This is a genomic window from Paraburkholderia sp. BL10I2N1 (assembly GCF_004361815.1).
In the GTDB taxonomy this organism is placed as follows: Bacteria; Pseudomonadota; Gammaproteobacteria; order Burkholderiales; family Burkholderiaceae; genus Paraburkholderia.
Genome location: NZ_SNWA01000001.1, coordinates 1,049,904 through 1,069,994, shown reverse-complemented (window position 1 = coordinate 1,069,994; position 20,091 = coordinate 1,049,904). Strand labels below are relative to the sequence as shown.

Genomic DNA, 20,091 nt, shown 5'->3' with positions numbered 1-20,091 from the left:
CGGGTAGTTGATCTGGTCAAGCCAGTTTGCATCGCGAGCATCGATCTTGCTGGCGCATGGCAGGCCAGAGGGCGGTGCGGCTGATTACAATTCACGTTTTTCCCGAGCAGGTGCAGCGCGGTCGGCCAGGCGTGCCTCGCCGGGTTTTGCCGTTTAGCCGTCCGGAGCCACTGTGCCAGTCAAACCCGCCGAAACGCGCCGTCTATACCTGCAGATCGCCGACAAGCTACGCGAGCTCATCGGGCAGCAAGGCTTCGCGCCGAACGGGCGGCTGCCTTCCGAGCGCGAGCTGGCGCAAACGCTCGGCGTGTCGCGTCCGTCGGTCCGCGAGGCGCTGGTGGCGCTGGAACTGGAGGGGCGGGTGGAAATCCGCATGGGATCGGGCGTGTACGTCACCGTGCGCGCGGCCACCACGGCGACGCCGGATCCCGAAGCACTCGGTGAAAGTCCTCGAGAGATCATGGACGCGCGTTCGCTGATCGAAGGGGCGATCGCGGCAAGCGTCGCACCGTTCGCGAAGCCGAAGGCGCTCAAGGCGCTCCGTGCGCTCTACGAACGAATGGCAGCTGAAGTTGCGGCTGGCCAGGTGCCACTCGCCGCCGACCGCCAGTTTCATCTGTGCGTCGCGCAGATGTCGGAAAACGAAGTACTGGTGAAAACTGTCGCCGAGCTGTTCGACGAGCGGCATAGCCCGCTGTCATCCAAGCTGAGAGTGCATTTCGAAGGCGATGACACGTGGGCCGCCGCACTCGAAGAGCATCGCGAGATTCTGGAAGCGCTCGAAGCCCGCGATCCCGTGCAGGCGCATGCGATGATGCAGCGTCATCTGAAAGCGTCATATGCGCGGCTGATGACGCGTCTCAAACGCTAAAGAACCCGCACGGACGAACACGTACGGGTTTCGATGATTTCTGCGCAGCAACCAGGCGACTGAGTCATCCGTTTGGCGGCCGGCGAGCCGCAAGGCAGTCGCGGCTCGCGACACTAGCCTGGATAGGCTTCGTCGACCTTCAGTCCGGCTAGCTTGAAGATCACGCGCAGCGTTTGCGGCTTGATGTCCCGCCGCGATGCGAGCGTCGTCATCACGAAGTCGAGTACCTTTGCATACTTGAGCAGCGTGAGACACGTTTCCATATCAACCTGGCCATCGCGCATCACTTCAGCAATGCGCAGCATCTCCGCCGAGATGTCGCGCGCCATTTCCAGTTCAAGCTGCTGTTTCTCCGTCCACGCAGGCGTGGCTAGCAGCTTCGTGAGCAGTTCCTGAAACTTCTGCTCCGCGTTTCCGTTGGGTATCGCGTCCATTGCAGCCTCAATTTCGTCTGAGCACGCTTCTCATCGGTGTCGCGGCGCGCTGCAGGTTAGGTAACGTTCGGCCCGATGTTCCGGAGGCCGACCTCCCACACGCTTGCCGTTCCTGTCAGACCGGCAGCCTGTCTTTATTGTTTCTGCTGCGAGCCGTAAGACCGCAGCGATGTACCACCCCGATGACAGGCGGCGCAGTGTCCCGCGACGTATGTCCTTGCACACAAAATATTTCAGGTAAATCCGGATGAAATGCCTGTCTCTTGCCGTTTTCTGACTGACCGGCGCGTACACACCCGGCTCCTGTTCGCGCTTTTGGGTAAACTGGCAGCAACTTTTGAATCCTTCCGTCATCTGTCGCACGTTCGCGGTGCAGTTGGCGCTGCACAAATTCGATGTCGACCAAAACCGCTAAATCCCCAAAACCGGCCAAGACCCACGAAATCCGCCCGAATCAGTCACTCGAACTGCTGAAGGAGCTTCACATCCTGACGCGCGACGGCCAGATGAATCAGGACAGCCGCCGCAAGCTGAAGCAGGTCTATCACCTCTTCCAGTTCATCGAGCCGCTGTTGAAAGATTTGAAGGAAACGAAGGGTGAGCTGACGCTCGTCGATCACGGCGCGGGGAAGTCATATCTCGGCTTCATCCTGTACGACCTGTTCTTCAAGGAGCAGAACGACGGTTCGCACGTCTACGGGATCGAGACGCGCGAAGACCTCGTGACGAAGTCGGAAGAACTGGCTGCGCGTCTGGGATTCAAAGGGATGTCGTTCGTGAACCTGTCAGTGGCCGAGTCGATCACGTCGGAGCGTTTGCCGCCGACCATCGATATCGTCACTGCGCTGCACGCCTGCAACACCGCGACCGACGACGCCATCCGCTTTGCCTTGCAGAAAAAGGCGAAGTACATCGTCGTGGTGCCGTGCTGTCAGGCTGAGGTGGCGGGTGTGCTGCGCAGCAACAAGAGCAGGTCGCTGGGGCAGGCGCTCACAGAGATCTGGCGCCATCCGCTGCACACGCGAGAGTTCGGCAGCCAGATCACGAACGTGCTGCGCTGCCTGCAACTCGAGGCGCACGGCTATCAGGTCAGCGTGACGGAACTGGTCGGCTGGGAGCACTCGATGAAGAACGAACTCATCATCGCCCAGTACAAGAATCTGCCACGTGCCCGCCCGGCGGCGCGGCTCAATGAAGTCATGGAAACGCTCGGGCTCACCGAGCTGCGCGAACGGTTCTTTGTGACTGAGCCGGCGTCGTTCAGATCGTAGTTCAAACTTCAACCGCTGCGTTGCCGCATCAATCTTCAGAGGGCTCGGTCATCCACTTCCGCCAGCCTTCGCGGCCGAGCCGCTGCATCGTTTCCTGATTGCGCTCATAGATGTCGGCGGCATCGGGGAATGCCTCCACAGCACGCTCGATGCTTGCCTCGCGGAGGAGATGCAGGATCGGATAGGGCGCGCGATTCGTGTAGTTCTCGATGTCGTCCGGCTCGCTGCCTTCGAACTGATACTGCGGATGAAAGCTCGCAATCTGCAATTCGCCTTCGAGACCCATCTGCTTCAGCATCCGGTTGGCGAAAAACAGGCAGTCGTTGTAGTTCAGAAAGTCTGCCAGCGCATGCGGAATGACGAGTAGCGTCGTATCGATCGAGGCGGGGTCGGCATCGATGAGCGTCTGCAATTCCGTTTCGAGATCCATCAGGACGCCTTCCATGTCGGTGGCTTCGCTGATCGTGTATCGGATCTGGTTCTTCACATGCACGCTTTTCGCAAACGGACAGAGGTTGAGCCCGATGACCGCGCGCGTCAGCCAGTGACGGGTCGCGAAGAGGATCGTTTCGCGGGATTCGGCGGAAAGCGGCATGGCGAGGCGGAAGAATGCATTGAAGGCGGTATTTTAGCGGGGATGCTGGCCGCAAGAGGCTTGCCGGATCGTAACAATGAAGCACGCGGCGTCGGCTTCGCCAGGCTGATCACGCCGCGGGCAAATTTTTGCGACCTCAGCCCGGCTTTGGCGCATGCGGACAAGCCGCCGCTATCAACTGCGCCGCGACGCGCGGCGCAGCGAGAATCGGCCCGCAACCTGGCCCATAAGTCTGGCTCGCCGCATACACGCCTTCGATCAAAAGACCCAGCGCATTCGCCAGTGCGACGGGATCGTCGGCTCCGGCTTCGGCCGCGAGTGCGGTGATCCGTGCCATCAGACGCGCCTTGTTGTCGATGACGAACTGGCGTGCCGGATGTGCGACGTCGGGGAACTCCACCGCCACGTTCACGAATGGGCACCCGCGGTAATCGTCCACCGACGCGCGCACCGCCAGATCGTCGAAATACTGGATCAGTTGCTTCGCCGGTTCTCCCGGATGCTTTGCGAAGCTCTTCTCGACGTAGTTGAAGAACCGCTGGTCCTGGCGCTCCAGATACGCGATGACCAGATCGTCCTTCGAGGAAAACTGCCGGTACAGGCTCATCTTGTTGACGCCCGCCCGTTCCACGACAGCATCGACGCCAACCGCCCGCACACCCTCGCGATAGAACAGTTCGTCCGCCGCGCGTAGCAGATGCTGCTGCGCCTGCGGGCCGGCCGTCTGCGTGCGGGTGCTGCGCGTCGCGCCGGGTTTGGGGGTTTCGCTCTGTGTCATGGCCATACTACCTTCAGTCAACGTGCCCTTGACATGTTACCGACCAGTAACTAGTATCGCAACACGAATGTGACAGATCGGTCACAAGTCTCTTGCAAAAATCGTAACAATGAAAAGCGACCCCGCCTTATGGGGGTGGCAGAACGGAGAACCAATGAACTGGGCAGCGAGATTGGTTGGCGGTCGTTTCCACTACGGCTGGCTTGCGGTTGCGGTGGTGTTCCTGGTGTTGCTGGCGGCGGCGGGCACACGCGCGACGCCGAGCGTGATGATGGTGCCGCTCGAGCATCAATTCGGCTGGAGCCGGGCGACGATTTCGCTCGCAATCTCCGTCAACATTGCATTGTACGGCCTGATGGGTCCGTTCGCGGCGGCGGCGATGCAGCGTTTCGGCGTGCGCCCTACGCTGCTCGTCGCGCTTGGCACGATGGCGGCCGGTGTGGCGCTGTCGTCGCTGATGACGCATCCGTGGCAGATGATTCTGATCTGGGGCGTGATGGTTGGCGGATCGACCGGCGTTGCTGCGCTCTCACTGTCTGCGACGGTTGTGAACCGCTGGTTCACGACGCACCGCGGTCTCGTGATGGGCATTCTCACCGCCAGCTCGGCGACGGGTCAGCTGGTGTTTCTGCCCTTGCTCGCGGCGATCGCTCAGCATCACGGCTGGCGTCCGGTGGTGCTGGTGGTCGCGGCGGCAGCGGGCATCGTGCTGCCGCTGGTCGCGTTCCTGTTGCCCGAACGTCCGTCGGATATGGCGCTGCGCCCGTATGGCGAGCCGGCGGATGCACCGGTCCCGGCCAGCGTCACGAAGCAGAATCCGCTGGCGATTGCATTCGGCACCCTGGCGATGGCGAGCAGGACGCGTGATTTCTGGCTGCTGTTTTTCAGCTTCTTCATCTGCGGCGCGAGCACCAACGGTTACGTCGGCACGCACCTGATCGCAATGTGCGGCGACTACGGGATGACCGAAGTGCAGGGCGCTTCGCTGCTCGCGGCGATGGGCATCTTCGACCTGTTCGGGACCACGCTGTCCGGCTGGCTGTCGGATCGCTTCAACAGCCGCGTGCTGCTGTTCTTCTACTACGGGCTGCGCGGGCTGTCGCTGATGTATCTGCCGCACGCGTTTGGTATCGACTTCTTTGGGTTGCCACTTTTTGCGTTGTTCTACGGACTCGACTGGATCGCCACCGTGCCGCCGACGGTGCGTCTTGCGACCGATGTCTACGGCAAGGAAGCCGCGCCGGTCGTGTTCGGCTGGGTCGTGGCAGGCCATCAGCTCGGCGCGGCGTTTGCGGCGCTCGGCGCAGGGATGCTGCGGGCGAGCCTTGGGACTTACACGGTGGCGTCGATGATTTCCGGCGGCCTGTGTTTGGTGGCGGCCGTGATCGTGCTGCGGATCAACCGCGGCGAGCGTTCGGTAGCGGCGCAACCTGCCTGACACGTTCCCCGGAAGGGGATGAGGGCGACGGGGCGGTGCGGAGGCCGCCCCGTTCGCGTCTGGTATGTCGCTGCCCGCACCACTATCTGGGCGGACGAACGGCGCTGAGCGCAAAGGCCGGTTATCCTATGTGGCTCCCGGGCATTTGCCCGCTGACATGGATTTCGACCGAGAGAAGCGCATGACTACAAAACCCGCTCCAACCGCCGTCCCCATCCACGAACTGATTGCTGGCCGCTGGAGCCCGCGCGCGTATTCGAGCGAACCGGTGAGCCGCGACGACCTGCATGCGGTGCTCGAGGCGGCGCGCTGGGCGCCTTCGTCGTACAACGCCCAGCCGTGGCGCTTCGTCGTCTTCGATCGCGGCGCCGACGAGGTCGCGTACAAGCGCGCCTTTGCAACGCTCGTACCGTTTAACCAGGGCTGGAATGCGCCGGCACCCGTCCTGATCGCCGTCACCACGCTGAAGCTGACGAGCAAGGGCGAAGTGAACCGTTGTGCCTCGTATGATGCGGGCGCGGCAGCCATGGCGCTGGTCCTGCAGGCGCATGCGCTGGGTCTCGCCGCGCACCAGATGAGCGGCTTCGACGTCAAGGCATTCCGCGACGCGTTCAAGATTCCTGACGATGTCGAGGTCATCGCGATGATTTCGATTGGCCACTATGGCGAGGTCGAAAAGCTCGATCCGGTGCTGCGCGAGCGCGAGAAGTCGGTGCGCACGCGTTTGCCGCTCGGCGAGATCGCCTTCGGCGGTGCATGGAAAAAGGCTTTCTGAAGGCTCGTCCGCTGGGCATGGCCTGATGAAAACGCGCGGCATTGTCCGCGCGTTTTTTGGTGCCTTTATTCGCCCTCTGCGATTGCGGAAAGTGGTGATGCGACGCTTTCCAGCGACTTCCTTTCCGCATCGACGCCCCAGATCGCCGCGATCACCGCAGCGGCCACCATCAATGCCGCGCCGACCAGATAACCGGTGAACACCGCACTGCGCTGATGGGTGTCGATCAGCCGCCCGAAGAACACCGGACCGGCAATCCCGCCGAGCGCCGTCCCAAACGCATAAAACACCGCAATCGCAAGCGCGCGGATTTCGAGCGGAAACGACTCGCTGACCGTCAGATACGCCGAGCTTGCCGCGGCCGACGCGAAGAAGAAAATCACCATCCACGCGATTGTCTGCGCCGTCACGTCCAGCAAGTGCTGTTCGAAGAGGTAGCCGCTGACCGCCAGCAACACGCCTGAGATCGCGTACGTCGCCGCGATCATCTTGCGCCGGCCGACTACGTCGAACAACCGTCCAAGCAGCAGCGGTCCGAGGAAATTGCCAAGTGCGAACGGCAGCAGGTACCAGCCGACGTGGTCGCCCGGTACGCCGTAGAAATCGGTCAGTACGAGCGCGTAGGTGAAAAAGATCGCGTTGTAGCAGAACGCCTGGGCGGTCATCAGCGAAAGGCCGACCAGCGCCCTGCGCCGGTGCAGCTTGAAAAGCGTGTGGAACACCTCCCGTAGGGGAGTACGGTCGCGTGCGCGCAGCCTTAGCTGACGGAGGCCGTCCTCAGCGAGCGGGCCGTTGTCGCGAAAGCGCGCTTCGATGCGTTCGACGATCGTCGTCGCTTCGTGATGCGCGCCGTGCGTGAGCAGCCAGCGCGGACTCTCCGGGATCCAGGCGCGCATCGGCAGGATCACGAGCGCGAGCATCGCGCCGATGAGAAAACACGCGCGCCAGCCCCAGTCACCCGGGAGAAGGCTGTTGTCGAGCAACACCAGGGAGCCGGCCGCGCCGAGCGCCGCGCCAATCCAGAACGTGCCGTTGATGCCAAGATCGGTCCAGCCGCGAACGCGCGCGGGGGTGAATTCCTGGATCGTCGAGTTGATGGCGGTGTATTCTCCTCCGATTCCCGCACCGGTCAGAAAACGGAACACAATGAAGCTCGCCAGACTCCAGGACAACGACGTCGCCGCAGTTGCGGCGAGGTAGAGCGCGAGGGTGATGAAGAACAGTTTCCGGCGGCCGAGCCGGTCGGTGAGCCAGCCGAAGCCGAGCGCGCCAAGGACCGCGCCCGCAATGTAGGCACTGCCGGTCAGGCCGACGTCGGCGTTCGAAAAGCCCAATGTCGGGCTCGATTTCAGCGCGCTCGCAACGGCGCCTGCCAGTGTGACCTCGAGCCCGTCGAGCAGCCAGGTCACGCCCAGCGCAACGACGATCAGCGTGTGGAAGTGACCCCACGGAAGCCGGTCGAGCCGCGACGGCAGATCGGTTTCAACGATCGCAGGCCGGGCATGACCGCTACCTGGATTTTCCGGCGGCCCCACTGGTGTGGAACGATGTTCCTGCGTCGAAGCGGCGGGCGGCTCGCTCATCGCTAAAGGTCTCCTGAAAATTGACGACATATCCTGTGCAATCGAGCAATTTTTGTTCCGTGGCACCCTGCGCCGCGCCGGTTGATGCCGGTCGCGCTTTCATGATACAAAGCCCGTCCCCTTTCCGTCCGCGCCAACCGTGAGCGATTCCTGCCATGACCTACTGCGCGATTGACTTCGGCACCTCGAATTCGGCTGTCGCCTTGCCCGAAGGCGCCTCGCTGCGGCTTGCGCCAGTCGAGGGCGACTACACGACGCTGCCGACCGCGGTCTTCTTCAACACCGACGAAAACACCCGCGAGTACGGACGCGCCGCGCTTGAGGCTTACGTCGACGGCTTCGACGGCCGGCTGATGCGCTCGATGAAGAGCATTCTCGGTTCCGCGCTTGCCGACAGTACGACGGACCTTGGCGACGGCTCAGCGATCCGCTACACGGATGTGATCGGCCTCTTCGTCGACCACCTCAAGCGCAAGGCTGAAAGGGCGGCGGGCGCTTCGATCGAGCGCGCGGTGCTGGGCCGCCCCGTGTTTTTCGTCGACGACGACCCGCGTGCCGACCTGCTCGCCCAGCAACAGCTGGAAGCGGCGGCGCGTTCCGTCGGGTTGCGCGAGATCCACTTCCAGTATGAGCCGATCGCGGCCGCGTTCGACTACGAATCGCATCTGACCGAAGAAGGACTGGTGCTGGTGGCCGACATCGGCGGGGGTACATCGGACTTTTCGCTGGTGCGGGTTGGCCCCGAGCGAATGAAGCGCATCGAGCGCAAGGACGATGTCCTGGCGCATCACGGCGTGCACGTCGCCGGTACGGACTTCGACCGCCGCGTGGAACTCGCGACGATCCTGCGTGAACTCGGCTACCAGTCGCGTGATCCGGAAGGTCGTGAGCTGCCGAGCCGCGTGTATTTCGATCTCGCAACCTGGCACCTGATCAACACGGTCTACTCCCCGAAGCGGGTCAGCGAACTTGGCCTGATGCGGCATCTGTACGTCGACATGCGTCAGCACGACCGGCTGATGCGCGTCGTCGAGCGGCGGCTGGGGCATGCGCTGGCAGCGTTCGCGGAAGAGGCGAAGATCGGCGTTGCGGCTGGGGGCGAAACGATGATCGATCTGGAGCAGGTTGAAGACGATCTGCGCCTCGCATTCGACGAAGCGCAACTCGTGCAGGCCGGTCACGACGACATGCAGCGCATCGTGCAGGCCGCCCGCGACACAGTGCAGGCCGCAGGCGTCGCTCCACGCGACGTGAGCGCCGTTTACTTTACGGGCGGCTCGACGGGCCTCGCGTTCCTCTCGAACGCGCTGGCGGCGGCATTTCCGGCCGCGAAGCCGGTGTTCGGCGACCGCCTAGCGAGCGTGGCGACCGGCCTCGGGATTCACGCCCGGCGCATCTTTCGCTGATCGGCTGAATGGCGCTGCGACGTTGATACCTCGGCAGCCGCCGGATTGCGGCGCCAGAAATGAAAAAACCCCGCCGAGGCGGGGTTATTTTGCGTCCAGAAGGAAGCGTGTGCTTACACCGGCTTGATGTTAGCAGCTTGCTTGCCCTTCGGGCCCGTCTTCACTTCAAACGTTACCTTTTGGTTTTCTTGCAGCGTCTTGAAGCCTTCCGTGCGGATTTCCGAGAAATGCGCGAACAGATCTTCGCCACCGCCGTCCGGCGTGATGAAGCCAAAGCCCTTTGCGTCATTGAACCACTTGACGGTACCGGTTTCCATATTACTTGTTCCTAAAGATGGTGAATAAGGCCGAAGCCCAATGGGTGCATGAAAATCAAGGAAGGGGCAATGGGACCAACCGGAGTACCGTTGATGGGCGAACTACGAAAGACCTTCACTCGCCGCTTGAAATCCTGCCCGAACGTTATACGGCGATTTCGGATGAAGGTCAACACCCACTGCCCCAATATGTACAAGATTTTGAGACATGAGTGGTTCTCGCTTACAAAGCTTGCTATTCGAGCATATTTTTTGTAGGGCCATAGCGCATTCGGCTGCACGCGATGGGTGCAACCGGTAAACTACGCGCCGCGTGGCGGTTGCACCTGCATCAGCTGGTTGGCGTTGCGCATGCATGGAAGGAGACCGTCTTCGAGTGTCACGAGCAGCGGGGCGGAGTCGACATGCTTTCGATACAGGAGAGGAAGTGAAAAGTTCTATTCAACGAAACATCGGGCCGTTCGCGCTGATGCTGACCGGGCTGGGTTCGATCATCGGCTCGGGCTGGCTGTTCGGTGCGTGGAAGGCGGCAAAAATTGCAGGGCCGGCGGCAATCTGCGCATGGGTGATCGGCGCCGTCGTGATTCTCGCGATCGCACTGACCTACGCCGAACTGGGCGCGATGTTTCCGGAATCGGGCGGGATGGTGCGCTACGCACGCTACTCGCATGGCGCGCTGGTCGGCTTCATCAGCGCCTGGGCAAACTGGATCGCAATCGTGTCGGTGATTCCGATCGAAGCGGAAGCGTCGATCCAGTACATGAGCACCTGGCCGTATGAGTGGGCGCATGCGCTATTCGTCAATGGTTCGCTGACCACGCCGGGTTTATTGCTGTCGGCGGCGCTTGTCATCGTGTACTTCCTGCTGAACTACTGGGGCGTGAAGCTGTTCGCACGAGCCAATTCGGCGATCACCGTATTCAAGTTCCTGATTCCGGGCGCGACGATCCTCGGCCTCATGCTGACCGGCTTTCACAAGGAGAACTTCGGCGAGGCGAGCAATTTCGCGCCATACGGCTGGTCGGCGGTGCTGACGGCCGTTGCGACGAGCGGCATCGTGTTCGCGTTCAACGGTTTCCAGAGCCCGATCAACCTTGCGGGCGAGGCGCGCAACCCTTCGAAGAGCGTGCCGTTTGCGGTGATCGGCTCGATCCTGATCGCGCTCGTGATCTACGTCCTGCTACAGGTCGCCTATATCGGCGCGGTGAGCCCGGGCGATGTGATGAAGGGCTGGAGCCACTTCAACTTCGCGTCGCCGTTTGCGGAACTGGCGATTGCGCTTAACCTGAACTGGCTCGCTATCCTGCTGTACATCGACGCGTTCGTCAGCCCGAGTGGCACCGGCACGACCTATATGGCGACGACCACCCGCATGATCTACGCGATGGAGCGCAACAACACAATGCCGAAGATGTTCGGCAACGTGCACCCGCTGTACGGCGTGCCGCGTCAGGCGATGTGGTTCAACCTGCTGGTGTCGTTCATCTTCCTGTTCTTCTTCCGGGGCTGGAGTTCGCTGGCAGCGGTGATTTCGGTGGCAACTGTGATCTCGTATCTGACGGGCCCGATCAGCCTGATGTCGCTGCGCCGCGCGGCAACTGACCTCCATCGGCCGTTGCATATCCGTGGCATGTCAGTGATCGCGCCGTTCGCGTTCGTTTGCGCGTCGCTGATCCTGTACTGGGCAAGGTGGCCGCTGACGGGTGAAATCATCCTGCTGATGGTCGTCGCGCTGCCGGTGTACTTCTACTTCCAGGCGAAGTCGGGCTTCGGTGGCTGGGGCCGCGACCTGAAGGCCGCCTGGTGGCTGGTGGCCTATCTGCCGGTGATGGCGGTGCTGTCGCTGACCGGCAGCAAGGAGTTTGGCGGCTGGGGCGTGCTGCCCTACGGCTGGGACATGCTGGTCGTCATCGTTTTCTCGCTGGTCTTCTATTTCTGGGGCGTGCGTACGGGCTATCGCACTGAGTATCTTGAAGAGCGCGAGTCGCATGAAGACGTTCTCGAAGGCGTCGGCGCGTAATTTCTGCGTCGTGGTTTGGTTTCGAGCTGGCTGAGTCGAAACGAAAAAGCCCGCCCGAACACAATCAGGCGGGCTTTTTCTTTGTACCCAGCGGGGAGCGCGGACGCTCAATCCATCCAGTTCGAGTCAGGCTGCGCTGCCGAACACATAGTTCGTCATCGCCAACGAACGTTGATAGGTGCCAAGCGACTGGATCGACAGCGTGTAGTCGTCGGCGGCGGCACCGAGGGCCGAGAAAACGGGCAGCAAATGCTCGTCGGTGGGGTGCATCAACACGGCGTGCGGCGCCTTTGCACGATAGTCGAGCAACGCGTCGACGTCTCGCGCAGCGAGGCGCGCTTCGAACCAGTCGGTGAACTCCTTCACGCGAGGATCGGCGTCCTCTGGACGCGCCGAAAAATCGGCGGCGCGAAGATTGTGCGTGATCTGACCTGAGCCGATCACCATCACGCCTTCGTCCTTCAGTGCCCGCAGCGCGCGGCCGATTCTGAAGTGATACGCGGCATCCATGCGCGGCTGGATCGACAACTGGGCGACGGGCACATCCGCTTCCGGAAACATCAGCAGCAGTGGCACCCATGCGCCATGATCGAGCCCGTGCGGCTGTGTCGCCGTTGGAATGCCATGTTGGCCGAGTAGTTCGGCCGCGCGCTGCGCGACATCCGGTGCGCCAGGCGCGGGATACTGGATCTCGTATAACTGGCGCGGGAAACCGTAGAAATCGTGAATGGTCTCGGGCGCGCTCGACGTGCTGACAACCGGCTGCGCCGTGCCCCAGTGCGCAGACAGCATCAGGATCGCCTTCGGGCGCGGCAATTGCGCCGACAACGTGGCAAATTCCGCAGACGGCAGAGACGGGTCGATAGGCAGCGTCGGCGCGCCGTGCGACAGGAAAAGGGTAGGCAACTGGGTCATTGCATCAAGGCCGCATCGGCTGCGACCGGGAAGTTTTCGGTTGCATTGAATATAGGCCCGCACCGTCGATTAATAAACGGCTAAAAAGACATTTGATTGTGTCGCCAATGTTGTTAATGCGCGCCGATGACGAGCGCCTTTAGTCCTCTGGGGCGTGCAATCCTGGCCACGCGGGCGCGAGCGCCGGGCCGAGCCCGAACAGGTCCAGCGCATGCGCCACGGTGTGATCGACCATCTCGTCGATTGACGCCGGCTGGTTGTAGAACGCCGGGAGTGGCGGAAAGATCACCCCACCCATTTCCGTGACCGCCGTCATATTGCGCAGATGCGCGAGGTTCAATGGCGTCTCGCGCACCATCAGCACGAGCCGGCGACGTTCCTTGAGCGTGACGTCAGCGGCGCGGCTGATCAGGTTGTCGGAGAGGCCATGCGCCACGCTGGCGAGCGTCTTCATCGAGCAGGGAGCGACGATCATGCCGTCGGTTGCGAACGAGCCGGACGCGATGCTCGCGCCGATGTCGCGCACAGAATGAACGACATCCGCAAGCGGATGCACGTCGTCTTTGGTCAGCTGGAGTTCGTGCTGGATGTTGAGCCAGCCAGCGCTGGAGATCAGCAGGTGGCTCTCGACGCCGCCAAGCTTCTTCAGCGTTTCGAGCAGCCGGATGCCATAGATGGCACCCGTCGCGCCGGTGATGGCAATGATCAGCCGGCGCGGCGGCGCAGCCCGGGTTTCCATGGCGTGCGCCGCGTGGGCGGAATTACGCAGCGGCAAACAGCTGCTGCAGTTCGCCGGACTGGTACATCTCCATCATGATGTCCGAGCCACCGATGAACTCGCCCTTCACGTAGAGCTGCGGAATGGTCGGCCAGTTGGAGAATTCCTTGATGCCCTGGCGCACGCCTTCGTCGTCGAGAACGTTGACGGTTTTGAATTCGTCAACGCCGCACGCCTTCAGGATCTGGACGGCGCGGCCCGAAAAGCCACACATCGGAAACTGTGCGTTGCCCTTCATGAAGAGTACGACGGTGTTTTCGTCGACGATCTGCTTGATGCGTTGTTGCGTATCCATGACTGACCTTGCGGTTCCGGAATGATTGCGGGATAGGTTCAAATGATAGCGGATTTCGTTGCCACAGGCTGAGGGCCGCGCGGGGCTGAGCTGCCGGCGTACCGCCGAGGCAACCTCCGGCTGGTCCCGCTTCAGCCGGGCAGCACGCCCCCGCTGATACGTTCGATGTCCGCCAGATCGCGTAGGGACTGGACCTCGGCGAAACCTTCAGCATCGAGTAGCGCGCGAACCGCCTCGGCCTGATCGTACCCATGCTCGATCCACAGCGCCCCGCCTGGCGTAAGCCACGCCGGAGCGCCTGAGATAATGGCGCGGATCGCGCAAAGGCCGTCGGCTTCGTCGGTGAGCGCGCCGCGCGGCTCGTAGCGCAGGTCGCCTTCGGACAGGTGCGGATCGCCACTTGCAATGTACGGCGGGTTGCTCACGATGGTGTGAAAGCGCAGCGCGCCGTCGGCGAGCGCCGCGTACCAGTCGCCCTGCGCCAGATGCAGCAGCCCGCCGGGGCGCGCCGGATCGAGCAGGCGCATGGCGTTACGGGTGGCTACCTTCAGTGCTTCCGGCGAACAGTCCACGGCCCACACCTGCGCGTCAGGTCGCGCGTCGGCAATCGCGATGGCAATAGCGCCGGTTCCGGTGCCTAGATCGAGCACGCACGGCCGCTTCAGGCCGTCCAGCGCATCCAGTGTCGTTTCGACCAGCAGTTCGGTATCCGGGCGCGGAATCAGCACATCGGGCGTGACTTCGAAATCCAGTCCGAAAAACTCCCGCACCCCAACCAGTTGTGCGACTGGCTCGCCCGCCACACGGCGCGCCTCCAGCTCCTGATAGCGCGCCACCAGCGCCGCATCGAGCGGCTCATCGCTACGCGTGATCAACTCCGTGCGCCGCCAGCCGAGCACGTGCGCAAGCAGAATCCGCGCTTCGAGCGCTGGCAGCGGTGAGGCCCGCAACAGCGTAGCGACATTTTCCATGGCGGCAGCGCCTTATTCCGCGTCACCGAGCGACGCCAGCAACTCCGCCTGATGCTCGCTGACAAGCGCGGCGATCAGTTCGTCCAGGTCGCCATCCATGATCGCTTCGAGCCTATACAGCGTCAGGTTGATCCGGTGATCGGTGAGGCGCCCCTGCGGGAAGTTGTACGTGCGGATCCGTTCCGACCGGTCGCCCGAGCCGATCAGGCTCTTGCGCGTCGCGGCTTCCTTCGCCTGCTGCTCGTGGGACTGTTTGTCCTTGATGCGCGCGGCGAGCACCTTCAACGCGCGATCCTTGTTCTTGTGCTGCGACCGGTCGTCCTGACATTCGACGACGATGCCAGTCGGAAGGTGCGTCACGCGCACCGCCGAGTCTGTCTTGTTGATGTGCTGGCCGCCGGCGCCTGACGCACGGAACGTGTCGATGCGCAGATCGGCGGGATTGATCTCGACTTCGCCGATTTCGTCCGCTTCCGGCATGACCGCGACCGTGCACGCCGAGGTGTGAATGCGACCCTGCGTTTCGGTGGCGGGCACCCGCTGCACCCGATGGCCGCCGGATTCGAATTTCAGCTTCGAATACGCGGCGTCGCCGGCGATCCGCACGATCACTTCCTTATAGCCGCCCAGATCCGATTCGCTCGCCGACATCATCTCGACCTGCCAGCGGTTTCGTTCCGCGTAGCGCAGGTACATCCGCAGCAGGTCGCCCGCGAACAGAGCGGACTCGTCGCCGCCCGTGCCCGCGCGAATTTCCAGGAAGATATTGCGCGAATCGTTCGGATCTTTCGGTAGCAGCATCGTCTGCAATTCGCTTTCGAGCTTCACCTTCTGTTCGCGTGCCGCGCGGATTTCTTCCTCGGCGAAATCGCGCATCGACGCGTCCGACAGCAGTTCCTGCGCGGTTGCTTCGTCATTGAGCGCCTGGCGCCACAGTCCGTATTGCTCGACAACAGGGCCGAGTTCCGCATGCTCGCGCGTGAGCTTGCGGTATTGGTCGAGATTGGAGGTAATGTCCTCGCGGCTCAACAGATCGTTCAGTTCGGCCAGCCGGGTTGTGAGCTGGTCGAGCTTGCTTTGCATGCTCGTTTTCATCGGACGGATCGGAGCGGGCTCCGGAAAGGACGGCGGGTATCGAGGAAGCGGGCCGAAAGCCCTGGTCGGAACGCGACGGGTGGCCCCGTCAGCTGGCGGCGGCAGCGTCGCTAACGGTTGGACGGGTCGGACGAGCCGGAGTGCCGGTAGAAACCGCTCATCAGTTCGATGAGCTTGTCACGGTTCTCCGTGCTGGCGCGGTTGAGCGCGTGCGTCGGGCCGTGGATCAGCTTGTTGGTGAGCGACTGCGACAGCGCTTCGAGCACCGCTGCCGGATCTTCGCCGCGCGCGAGCATCTTCTGCGCGCGTTCGACTTCGGCGCGGCGAAGTGCATCAGCCTGCGTGTGCATGTGGCGGATGACCGGCACGATGCTACGCGCATCGAGCCACTGCATGAAATTCTGCACGCGCGTTTCGATGATCGCTTCGGCCTGCGCGACCGCAGCCTGACGCGACGCGTTGCCTTCGCGGACAATCGCGCCGAGGTCGTCGACGGTGTACAGAAACACGTCTTCGAGCTGGCCGACTTCGGGTTCGATGTCGCGCGGCACGGCCAGATCGACCATGAAGATCGGCCGGTGACGCCGCGCCTTCACGGCGCGCTCGACGGCGCCCAGACCGATGATCGGCAGCGTCGAGGCAGTGCACGACACGATGATGTCGAATTCGTGCATCCGCGCAGGCAGTTCGGACAAAGGAATCGCGCGCCCGTTGAAACGCTCCGCGAGCCGTGCGCCACGCTCGGCAGTGCGATTCGCAACCACCAGTTCGCGCGGCTGCTGGGCAGCGAAGTGCGCCGCGCACAACTCGATCATCTCGCCCGCGCCGATGAACAGCACGCGCTGATTGGACACCTTGTCGAAGATGCGCTGCGCGAGCCGCACGGCCGCGGCTGCCATCGATACCGATTGCGCCCCGATTTCCGTCGTGCTGCGCACTTCTTTCGCGACCGCGAAGGTGCGCTGGAACAACTGGTTCAGATACGTGCCCATCGCGCCGGCTTCGGACGCGGTGCGGACGGCATCTTTCATCTGGCCGACGATCTGGGTTTCGCCAAGCACCATCGAATCCAGCCCCGACGCGACGCGAAACGCGTGGCGCACCGCTTCGGACTGCGGCAACGCATAGACGTGCGGCGCGAGTTCGTCGATAGGAAGGCGGTGGTAGCGGGACAGCCAGTGGATCGCCGCGTCGCGGGCGGCCTGGTCGTCGGTGGCGCAGTAGAGTTCGGTACGGTTACAGGTGGAAAGAATCGCTGCTTCCGGCGCTGTGCGGGCTGCCGGGCCCAGCCAGATTTCCTTGAAGGTTGCCAGTGCAGGCTTGATCTGTTCGAGCGGAAACGCCACGCGTTCGCGCAAAGCGACGGGCGCGGTGTGGTGATTGATTCCGATCGTTAAAAGCTGCATAGGAGGCGCAACATTAGGGGCGCAATCGTGGGACTCTATGATTTAGCCCAATATTATAGCGTTTCGGCGATTCTTTCATTGACGCCGCCAGATTGGGGACGGCTTACGCTTCTCCGATCCGGTCGAGCTGGTAGCCGTAACCGTACAGCGGCGTCAGCAAATAGCCGTTCTCCGGGCGTAGCTGGAGTTTCGTACGCAGGCGACACGCGTGCGTATCCAGCGTGCGTGACTTAACTTCGCGGCTGTGCGTCCAGACGTTTTCGCGGATCTGCGCGCGCGAGACTGGACGCGACAGGTTGGTGAACAGCAGGAGCGCAAACAGGAATTCCTTCGGTGTCAGTTCGACTCGCTCCCCGCGGAACGCGACGACGCCGCCCGACGTATCGAACGCGTAGTCACCGAACACGTTGCGCGGCCGCTTCGACGGGCGGCGGACGCCGGCGCGCCGCATCGACGCGGGCCAGCATTTCCGGGCCGCGTACGGGTTTGGACAGGCAATCGTCGGCGCCGGCGCGCAGGCTTGCGACGATCTCGCTTTCGCGTGGCACCGTCATCAGGACGATCACGGGCAAACCGGGCAGGATCTGGCGGGCGAGTGGGATGGCGTCTTCGGCGGCGAGATCGCTGGGCCGGATGTCGGTCAGGAGAAGATCGAAGGTTTCGCCGGCGGCGTGGGCGAGGAACGATTTCACGGAGATGAAATGCTGGCACGCGTGACCGCCCGCGAACAGCAGGCGGACAACCATTTCGGCATGACGCCGGTCGGGCTCGATGAGGGCAATTCGCATGGTGCGCTTTCAGCGTGGCAGGCGGGATGGGCTGACAGCACATGCCGTGCTGTGGCTTGCCTTACGTTATCCCGGCCCCTAAACTCAACCGCTACGCGGAAAGCGCCGTGCTGACCTGTTGGTTAATGAGACAAAAATGCTAGCTTTGGAAACGACCCGAACCTATAGGATCAGTCCGAAAGCGCACAAGGTGTGTCGCTGATGGGCTGGGTGGGAATCGTGATCCTCGGTGCGGTGGTCGGCTTCGTGGGCTGGTGGTTGCATCCGCTGCGGCGCGGCAGACGCGCACGCGTGTGGGTCGCGCTCATCGCCGGCGTGGCCGGCTCGGCTTTTGCGCTGATGGCCGGTAACGTGACCGGTCTCTTCCATGATGGTGATACGCTCGAGTGGCTGGCGTGTACCACTTTTGCGCTGGTCGCCGTCGCCGTGACGGTCGGCCTGTTATCCCGTCGATGAACCTGCAGGTGAACAATGAACGCCCGACTCCCCGAAATCTCCTCCATTCCTGAACGCATCGCGTTGCTGCGCGGTGCGATGGCGCGCGAAGGTCTCGCTGCGTACCTGGTGCCGTCCGCCGATCCGCACCTCTCCGAATATCTGCCCGGGCGATGGCAGGGGCGGCAATGGCTGTCGGGCTTCACTGGCTCGGTTGGCACGCTGGTCGTGACGGATAGCTTCGCCGGCCTGTGGGTCGATAGCCGCTACTGGGTCCAGGCCGAAGCGCAACTCGCCGGCACCGGGGTGCAACTGATGAAGATGATGGCCGGCCAGCAAAGCACGCCTCATGTCGACTGGCTCGCTCAGAACGTCGAGAGCGGCGCGACGGTGGGCGTCGACGGCGCCGTGCTCGGCGTCGCTGCCGCGCGCACGCTGACCGAAATGCTGACAGCGCGCGACGTCAAGCTACGCACCGACGTCGATCTACTGGACGCGATCTGGCCGCAGCGGCCTTCGTTGCCGGCCGAAGCGGTGTACGAACACGCGGCTCCGCACGCGAGCGTCGCGCGCGCCGACAAGCTTGACCAGATCCGTCGCGCGATGCAGGAAAAGGGCGCGCAGTGGCATTTCATCTCGACGCTCGACGATCTCGCGTGGCTTCTGAATCTGCGTGGCGCCGACGTCAGCTACAACCCGGTATTCGTTGCGCACGCGCTGGTCGGGCTCGATCGTGCGTCCCTGTTCGTCGCTGACGGCAAGGTGCCGCAGGCACTCGCCGACGCGCTGGCGAGCGACGGCATCCGCGTCGAGCCGTACGCCAGGGCCGCCGACGCGCTCTCCGCCCTGCCGGTAGGCGCCACTCTGCTGATCGATCCGCGCCGCATTACCTTCGGCCTGCTGAAAGCGGTGCCGCCGGAGGTGAAGATCGTCGAGGCAGTGAACCCGTCGACGTTCCTCAAATCGCGCAAGACCGAGGCCGAGGCCGAATACGTCCGCGCGACGATGGAGCAGGACGGCGCGGCGCTTGCCGAATTCTTTGCGTGGTTCGAAGGCGCGCTGGGTCGCGAAACGATCACTGAGCTGACCATCGACGAGCGCCTGACGGCTGCGCGTGCGCGTCGGCCGGGGTTTGTCACGCTGAGCTTCGGCACCATTGCGGGCTTCAACGCGAACGGCGCGATGCCGCATTACCGCGCGACCGAAGCGTCGCACGCGACGATCGAGGGCAACGGGCTGTTGCTGATCGATTCGGGCGGCCAGTACCTGAGCGGCACGACGGACGTCACGCGCGTGGTGCCGATCGGCTCGATCACGGCCGAACACCGTGGGGATTTCACCACGGTGCTCAGGGGCACGATGGCGCTGTCGCGCGCGCAGTTCCCGCGTGGCATCCGCTCGCCGATGCTCGATTCGATTGCGCGCGCGCCGATCTGGGAGGCAGGCGCGGACTATGGCCACGGAACGGGTCACGGCGTCGGCTACTTCCTGAATGTGCACGAAGGTCCGCAGGTGATTTCGCACTACGCGCCGGCCGAAGCGTGGACGGCAATGGAAGAAGGGATGATCACATCGATCGAGCCGGGCATCTACCGACCGGGCAAGTGGGGCATCCGGATCGAGAACCTCGTGCTGAACCGCCCGGCTGAACAGACCGAGTTCGGCGATTTCCTGAAGTTCGAGACGCTGACCCTGTGTCCGATCGACACACGGTGCGTCGATCTCGCGCTGCTGCGTGACGACGAGCGCGCGTGGCTCAACGCGTATCACGAGACGGTGCGCACTCGCGTATCGCCGCATGTTTCGGGCGATGCAAAGGCGTGGCTCGAAATGCGTACGCAACCGGTCTGAGGCGGGCCGGCAACCGGCGGTTCATTGTCGCGCGGGCTCGAGCGCGGCCCGCCGGTGCGGAGAGTCATT

Annotated in this window: 19 protein-coding genes and 1 pseudogene; 8 read left to right on the top strand and 12 right to left on the bottom strand. The window is 63.0% G+C overall.

What is annotated here, in order from left to right:
* Positions 1–172 precede the first annotated feature (172 nt).
* Entirely contained in the window at positions 173–871 is a 699-nt protein-coding gene (locus tag B0G77_RS04980; protein WP_133661124.1) for a FadR/GntR family transcriptional regulator, read from the top strand.
* A gap of 113 nt (positions 872–984) precedes the next feature.
* On the opposite strand, the gene B0G77_RS04975 is transcribed toward B0G77_RS04980, so the two are convergent.
* On the bottom strand, positions 985–1,305 hold the full coding sequence (locus B0G77_RS04975) for a DNA-binding protein (RefSeq protein WP_133661123.1): 321 nt from the start codon (positions 1,303–1,305) through the stop codon (positions 985–987).
* Positions 1,306–1,700: 395 nt separating this feature from the next.
* Here B0G77_RS04975 and B0G77_RS04970 point away from each other — a divergent pair, with 395 nt between their 5' ends.
* Positions 1,701–2,576 (top strand): SAM-dependent methyltransferase, encoded by an 876-nt coding sequence (locus B0G77_RS04970; protein ID WP_133661122.1) that lies wholly within the window; start codon positions 1,701–1,703, stop codon positions 2,574–2,576.
* A 28-nt stretch (positions 2,577–2,604) separates the two neighbouring features.
* Here the strand turns inward: B0G77_RS04970 and B0G77_RS04965 are convergent, their stop codons facing one another.
* A complete protein-coding gene (locus B0G77_RS04965; protein ID WP_133661121.1) occupies positions 2,605–3,171 on the bottom strand; it encodes a DUF1415 domain-containing protein in 567 nt (188 codons plus the stop codon).
* A 136-nt stretch (positions 3,172–3,307) separates the two neighbouring features.
* A complete protein-coding gene (locus B0G77_RS04960) occupies positions 3,308–3,949 on the bottom strand; it encodes a TetR/AcrR family transcriptional regulator (RefSeq protein WP_133661120.1) in 642 nt (213 codons plus the stop codon).
* A 154-nt stretch (positions 3,950–4,103) separates the two neighbouring features.
* Here B0G77_RS04960 and B0G77_RS04955 point away from each other — a divergent pair, with 154 nt between their 5' ends.
* Both B0G77_RS04955 and B0G77_RS04950 read left to right on the top strand, forming a co-directional pair.
* Positions 4,104–5,387, top strand: a complete 1,284-nt coding sequence (locus B0G77_RS04955; protein ID WP_133661119.1) for an MFS transporter — start codon at positions 4,104–4,106, stop codon at positions 5,385–5,387.
* Between the two features lie 181 nt (positions 5,388–5,568).
* Complete coding sequence (locus tag B0G77_RS04950) at positions 5,569–6,162, top strand: nitroreductase family protein (RefSeq protein ID WP_208116397.1); 594 nt, start codon at positions 5,569–5,571, stop codon at positions 6,160–6,162.
* Positions 6,163–6,227: 65 nt separating this feature from the next.
* Here the strand turns inward: B0G77_RS04950 and B0G77_RS04945 are convergent, their stop codons facing one another.
* On the bottom strand, positions 6,228–7,745 hold the full coding sequence (locus tag B0G77_RS04945; RefSeq protein ID WP_133661117.1) for an MFS transporter: 1,518 nt from the start codon (positions 7,743–7,745) through the stop codon (positions 6,228–6,230).
* Between the two features lie 155 nt (positions 7,746–7,900).
* Between B0G77_RS04945 and B0G77_RS04940 the strand changes: the two genes are divergently transcribed.
* Positions 7,901–9,151 carry an Hsp70 family protein gene (locus B0G77_RS04940; protein ID WP_133661116.1) on the top strand — a complete coding sequence of 417 codons (1,251 nt, stop codon included), beginning with the start codon at positions 7,901–7,903 and terminating at the stop codon, positions 9,149–9,151.
* Between the two features lie 113 nt (positions 9,152–9,264).
* Here B0G77_RS04940 and B0G77_RS04935 read toward each other — a convergent pair whose 3' ends face one another.
* The gene (locus B0G77_RS04935) at positions 9,265–9,468 is read right to left on the bottom strand and encodes a cold-shock protein (RefSeq protein WP_007180251.1); all 204 of its coding nucleotides are present in this window, start codon (positions 9,466–9,468) and stop codon (positions 9,265–9,267) included.
* A 427-nt stretch (positions 9,469–9,895) separates the two neighbouring features.
* Between B0G77_RS04935 and B0G77_RS04930 the strand changes: the two genes are divergently transcribed.
* Positions 9,896–11,488, top strand: coding sequence for an APC family permease (locus B0G77_RS04930; protein ID WP_133661115.1), 1,593 nt, complete (start codon positions 9,896–9,898; stop codon positions 11,486–11,488).
* A 126-nt stretch (positions 11,489–11,614) separates the two neighbouring features.
* Here B0G77_RS04930 and B0G77_RS04925 read toward each other — a convergent pair whose 3' ends face one another.
* The 7 genes and pseudogenes from B0G77_RS04925 to B0G77_RS04895 all read right to left on the bottom strand — a co-directional run bounded on the left by B0G77_RS04925 (position 11,615) and on the right by B0G77_RS04895 (position 17,736).
* On the bottom strand, positions 11,615–12,403 hold the full coding sequence (locus tag B0G77_RS04925) for a class III extradiol ring-cleavage dioxygenase (protein ID WP_133661114.1): 789 nt from the start codon (positions 12,401–12,403) through the stop codon (positions 11,615–11,617).
* Positions 12,404–12,542: 139 nt separating this feature from the next.
* A complete protein-coding gene (locus B0G77_RS04920) occupies positions 12,543–13,142 on the bottom strand; it encodes a UbiX family flavin prenyltransferase (RefSeq protein WP_133661113.1) in 600 nt (199 codons plus the stop codon).
* Positions 13,143–13,164: 22 nt separating this feature from the next.
* Positions 13,165–13,476 carry a Grx4 family monothiol glutaredoxin gene (grxD, locus tag B0G77_RS04915; protein WP_133661112.1) on the bottom strand — a complete coding sequence of 104 codons (312 nt, stop codon included), beginning with the start codon at positions 13,474–13,476 and terminating at the stop codon, positions 13,165–13,167.
* Between the two features lie 131 nt (positions 13,477–13,607).
* Complete coding sequence (prmC, locus tag B0G77_RS04910; protein WP_133661111.1) at positions 13,608–14,447, bottom strand: peptide chain release factor N(5)-glutamine methyltransferase; 840 nt, start codon at positions 14,445–14,447, stop codon at positions 13,608–13,610.
* Between the two features lie 12 nt (positions 14,448–14,459).
* Positions 14,460–15,542 carry a peptide chain release factor 1 gene (prfA, locus tag B0G77_RS04905; RefSeq protein WP_133661110.1) on the bottom strand — a complete coding sequence of 361 codons (1,083 nt, stop codon included), beginning with the start codon at positions 15,540–15,542 and terminating at the stop codon, positions 14,460–14,462.
* A gap of 110 nt (positions 15,543–15,652) precedes the next feature.
* Positions 15,653–16,948 carry a glutamyl-tRNA reductase gene (hemA, locus tag B0G77_RS04900; RefSeq protein ID WP_133661109.1) on the bottom strand — a complete coding sequence of 432 codons (1,296 nt, stop codon included), beginning with the start codon at positions 16,946–16,948 and terminating at the stop codon, positions 15,653–15,655.
* Between the two features lie 103 nt (positions 16,949–17,051).
* Positions 17,052–17,736 (bottom strand): annotated as a pseudogene (locus tag B0G77_RS04895) (response regulator transcription factor).
* Between the two features lie 201 nt (positions 17,737–17,937).
* Here B0G77_RS04895 and B0G77_RS04890 point away from each other — a divergent pair.
* Positions 17,938–18,192 carry a hypothetical protein gene (locus tag B0G77_RS04890; protein WP_133661108.1) on the top strand — a complete coding sequence of 85 codons (255 nt, stop codon included), beginning with the start codon at positions 17,938–17,940 and terminating at the stop codon, positions 18,190–18,192.
* A 15-nt stretch (positions 18,193–18,207) separates the two neighbouring features.
* Entirely contained in the window at positions 18,208–20,022 is a 1,815-nt protein-coding gene (locus B0G77_RS04885; RefSeq protein ID WP_133661107.1) for an aminopeptidase P family protein, read from the top strand.
* Positions 20,023–20,091: the final 69 nt, after the last annotated feature.